General features: G+C 47.8%; 4 protein-coding genes and 1 pseudogene. 2 read left to right on the plus strand and 3 right to left on the minus strand.

Annotation, left to right across the window (positions count from 1 at the left end; genetic code table 11):
* Window positions 1-257, plus strand: a pseudogene (locus L977_RS24245) (helix-turn-helix domain-containing protein); the annotation flags it as partial.
* 31 nt (window positions 258-288) lie between these two features.
* Window positions 289-660, plus strand: a complete 372-nt coding sequence (copC, locus tag L977_RS02380; protein ID WP_047624592.1) for a copper homeostasis periplasmic binding protein CopC — start codon at window positions 289-291, stop codon at window positions 658-660.
* 96 nt (window positions 661-756) lie between these two features.
* On the opposite strand, the gene L977_RS02385 is transcribed toward copC, so the two are convergent.
* The 3 genes from L977_RS02385 to L977_RS23490 form a co-directional block, all read right to left on the minus strand.
* The gene (locus tag L977_RS02385; RefSeq protein WP_047624594.1) at window positions 757-1,017 is read right to left on the minus strand and encodes a DUF2534 family protein; all 261 of its coding nucleotides are present in this window, start codon (window positions 1,015-1,017) and stop codon (window positions 757-759) included.
* Window positions 1,018-1,077: 60 nt separating this feature from the next.
* Window positions 1,078-3,144, minus strand: a complete 2,067-nt coding sequence (locus tag L977_RS02390) for a TonB-dependent copper receptor (protein WP_047624596.1) — start codon at window positions 3,142-3,144, stop codon at window positions 1,078-1,080.
* Between the two features lie 82 nt (window positions 3,145-3,226).
* The gene (locus L977_RS23490; protein ID WP_081987726.1) at window positions 3,227-3,646 is read right to left on the minus strand and encodes a DUF2946 domain-containing protein; all 420 of its coding nucleotides are present in this window, start codon (window positions 3,644-3,646) and stop codon (window positions 3,227-3,229) included.
* Window positions 3,647-4,920 lie beyond the last annotated feature (1,274 nt).

Consider the following 4,920-nt stretch of genomic DNA (forward strand, 5'->3'; position numbering starts at 1 on the left):
CAGTCAGCAATGTCAAACCGCAGGCCAGTTTAGTAAGGGCAAAGGCCGATGGAAAAATTTTTGGCCGCACTTCAATCCTAAATGAAGAACAGCAATGAGCAGTGATTGATCGTTTAAACGCCGGAACCACCATCAGCGCAGTTGCTCGGGAATTTAATACATCCCGGCAAACAATAATCCGGGTTAGAGCGGGTAATCAGAAACGCAATGCTGTATTACCGGATTACTTAATGCCTATAATTGAGATACCGACCTGAATCAGATGTAAACACAACCGATGGAGTAAAAATGAAAATACCTGCAATTTTTCCGGTCTTAGTGATGGGGTTGTCCTCACTCTTTGTATCCCAGCAGGCGATGGCGCATGCTCATCTTAAGACTGCGGTCCCCGCCGATAAAGCTGAACTTACAGAGTCCCCTAAACAGCTGGCATTGAGCTTTACAGAATCTCTTGAGCCCTCTTTTTCCAAAGCGGAATTAAAAAATGCAGACGGCCATATTATTCCTGCCGGAAAACCAGCCCTTGATCCAAAAGACAAAGCGACGTTAATAGTGCCTGTGAGCACGAAGCTGGATAAAGGACAATATGAAGTCGACTGGACAGCTCTTTCAGTAGATGGTCATAAAACACAGGGAAAATATACTTTTACTGTTAAGTAAAAGGCCGAAGTCGACATGTATCGTGTCAGTGTAAATGACACGATACATTTTTGAGTGCGCTTACGTTCCGGTTGTGAAGAACAAACGCGGATTCAGTTATTCTGAATCATCTTTAGGGCCGAGAAAGTAAAACCCAAAAGGCAGCGACCCCACAATGGTGAACATAAGGCTGTAAATGGCCACCCATGCGCCCTGGATGATAAACAGGGATGTGTCCCAGGTATCCATCGGCAGATTGTACTGGTCTTCTACGCCCTGGAACGCGGCTTTTGACACCACGCATACCGCAACGATAAACACACAAGCCACAGCAATAAGAAACTTTTTCCCTTCCGGGGTTTTGAGAATTTTCAACATAACGATTTCCTCATATTTTCTGAATAAACAACCCGGCCCGCCCTTTCGAACCGGGACCGGTCAGAATGTCACATTAATTTTGCCCCAGAATGTTCTTCCTGGTTCGTTAACGGAGGTATTGGCGGAATAGCCAAAGCTACTGTTACCCGCCAGGTTGAGATGCTCGCTGTAATCCTTGTCCAGAAGATTATCGACACCGGCGCTTACTTTAAAGTACTTGTTCACACGGTAAGCGGCATTGGCGGAAACCACGGCAAAACCGGCGCTGCTGTCAAAATCTTTGCCCACCACATTACCTTCATTAATCGCCACCCGATGCTGACTACTGACCAGACGTACCAGCCCGGTACTGCTCCAGTTACCACTTTCCCAGGACAATCCCAGACGGGCTTCAAGAGGAGGCATTTGCGGAAGGGGTTTACCATCTTCCGTGTTCCTGCCCCAGGAATAGGCCAGACTGGCGTCGGTTTTCCAGCTGTCGGTCAGCTTATAGCTGACACCGGCTTCCCCTCCCATGATGGTGGCGTTGATGTTATCGACCTGGCTGATATATGCATCGTTGGGATCGTAGCGGAAAAGGATAAAATCATTTACGCGACCGACATAAGCAGAAACCCAGGCGTTTGTACGTTTGCCGGAATACTGTGCGCCAATATCAAGCTGGGTCGTTTTTTCGGTTTTAACTTTATCAAACGCGTCTGAGGTGCCGTCAGGCCCGTAAGTGGGGGAAAACAGTTCCCAGTAGTCCGGGAAACGTTCTGTATACCCAAGCCCGGCATACAGCATGAGCGGCATTTCTGCGAGGGTATGCTCGAAACGTACAAACCCGGCAGGAAGGGTGTCCGTTCGCTCTGAGGAGCCTTTCCCGGAAAAATTATCCACGAGGATACGGTCAAGGCGAGCGCCCCCCACTACCTTGCTTGAATCAGTGGTATTCCAGGTGAGTTCACTGAAGAGACCATAATCATGGAAACGGGCATCTTTGACCCAGCTGTTATCCATTTTATTACGATGGGTATTCAGCTGGGTATCGGCGCCGCTTTTCAGCTCCACATCCGCCCATTCCCACGTGCCCATCACACGACCGCCCACAGTACGTCTGTCGACTTCCATCGCCATTGGCATATCCATGTCCATTGACATGCCGGTATCCATTGAGTCACCCATGCCGCTGTCTGTCATTCCTTCCGACATACCTCCTGACATACCACCGTCGGGTGAACGAAGTGAATAGTTATCCATAATGTGGTCGGCGTAGTTGTAATAGACATTCGCTTCAAATTTCTGGAATACCTCCCCGATATTTGATTTTTCGAACCTGGCACCCAGGCTTTCTCGCTTAAACTGGGAGCCGTCCATACTGCGCCCCGCATAACGCGATTCCCCGTCCCCTTTCCCTGCCGTCAGCTCAATCAGGGTATCTTTATCAGGCGTCCAGCCGAGCGCCATATCGCCGTTCCATTTATCCCATTTTGAGGGGACGCGATCGCCATTGCCATCCTTATAGTCATCGGAACGTGATTTGTTACCCATCAGGCGTAAATATCCATCTTCGCTGCCCAGGCTGATATCCGCATTCTCATCCCAGCGATTGTTCGAGGCAGCAAGCAGGCTGGCATTTCCCTGTACGCCGGGTTTATCAAACAGGGGCTGCTCGCGATCGAAACGAATTGTCCCTGCAGAGTTACCCGGCCCCCACAGGACCGTTTGCGGCCCTTTGGTCAACGTCAGAAGGTCAAAACTTTCCGGGGAGATATAAGAGCTGGGGGCATCCATTCGGGCCGGACAGGCACCCAGCATCTCGCCATTATTGGTCAGGATACGCAGACGCGATCCGAACATTCCGCGAAAAACCGGATCGCCATTCGTGCCACCGGCCCGTATCTGTGAAAAGCCGGGGATGGTTTTCAGATAATCAGAACCATCACTTGCCGGGACAGGCTGACGAGGTCTTTTTGGGGTCGTGACAACCTCCAGCGGCGATGAGGCGGGAGCCGTAACAACCATGACGGAATCATCCTCCATCGCTGCGTGATCGTGGCTCTCCTGGGCAGCAATGGCATTCGTCTGGAATGTCATCATAATCAGAACTGCAAGAGGGGTACGTACAAAACGTTGAGTTTTCATTATTTGCCTTACTGTTTTTCTGGCGTAAGCAAGCTTGCCTGACCTGAGGCAGGCAGCAAATTACGTCTATTTTTGTGAGTCGTTAATTCGCAGAAAGAAAAACAGCAGGCGGCGCGCGGGCTCGCTGAGGTGTCCAGGCGCGGAAAATCGGTGAGCAAATGGCCTGCAAAGGAAGAGACAGACGAACGCAAAGTAACATCAGCCAGAGCATTACCGTCAGCAATAACTGGACGAAAGGCAGATGAATCAGTAGCTGACAATATCCACAGGCAATTTCTTCCATTGGGGACATAGCGTGTCCCGCCATCATGGGATGAACCATAGTGTGGTTTTTTTCGCAATGCTCCGTCATAGCCATGTCGTGGTGCATTCCTGACATAGCCATACCGCGGTGCTCAGGCATAGCCGTCGTAATAGCTGAATTCACACAGTCGGAATGGTGAGCTAAAGATTTAGATATGACAGGCGCAATGAACAACATGGCTACTGAGAGCAATGCCATACATGCTGCAAAAAAGAAGAAACGATTGCGCCCGTACAAAAAATGTTACCCGGTCATGACTATATGGGCTTTAGTGTATCAAATTTGATTTGCAAATGTTAACAGAACTCACCTTTTAGCTCATGATTGAAAAATCTGCTGACGTGGTACGTTTAAGAGATCGCAGTCTGTCAAAAAGAGTATTGAACAGCGGTAAATTCGCAATGGCGCGGTTCATAGAGGCAGACTTTAACATCCGCTTTTAGCTCTGAACTGTCTGTTATGCTGTTTAATAAAAAGGATTAACGTAGGATATTTTCCGTTTTCCAGGCGGAGTCCAACATGAAGCCCTTCATAGCGCAGTAGCTACCAGATGCGGTGATAAGTAAAGCGATCGAGCTCAGGCATCACTGATATGTCTTGATCAGTAGTTGGAAGCCGGGCGTCGAAGTTGCCGGTCAATACAGTCCACGTGCTCGACGTTCCCGCTACTGGTCGCATCACACTTTAGCCGCGTCCGAATTGCCTTCATATCCAAAATGGCGTCTGCAAGCAGTTTCCTTCCTCAGGCGACTGCAGGCATTTAACATTGGATTCCTAACTTCTAACGGTAACGTCAGAAATGCCGTGCTAGGTGCAGAGTACACGGGTAAAAAACCGTCTTCAGCCTCGCGGATAATACTAATTATCGGTTGGTCGAAAAAAAAGCTTCTCCACGGAGATGCCTCGTCTGGCTTATCAAGACATTTCTAACATCGTAGGGTATTAATCAATTGTCAGCAGGTCGCCTTCACTCATGGTTCTGGTGAGGCACGATTGGTTTAGCCCTCGACATAACATCCTGCCTGATGAATGAGCTATGATATGTATCTGTATTAGCGCCAATATACGTATTGATACAACTGAAAATATCGGTAATAAATAAATGCTTGTAGCTCAAGAAAACCAATGAATTATAAAAATCATGTTAAACCCAACACTTTAAGTCATTGAAGTTAATTATTTTTTACTTTTAGCGCTACAGCTTCACCGCATGGCGCCTCGAACCCCTCTTCATATCACTCATCTTTTTTTATTTTTACCACACTGTTCCAATGCTGTGCCTCAAGAATAGAAATCACTTATATCGAGTATAAAAATACCATCCGCATGCAAATGGTAAATAAACCCAATTTTGGTCAGAAACCTTGCGTACATTTTGTTACCATTGTACTTTTATATTTCCACTTGATAATGCAATGAGTTTAAGTATGAGTGAAAATGATACAATCCCAAAGCAGTCCAAAAGCCAGATT

Origin of the sequence: Enterobacter sp. ZOR0014 (assembly GCF_000798855.1) — a bacterium.
GTDB classification, from domain to species: Bacteria; Pseudomonadota; Gammaproteobacteria; order Enterobacterales; family Enterobacteriaceae; genus Enterobacter; species Enterobacter kobei.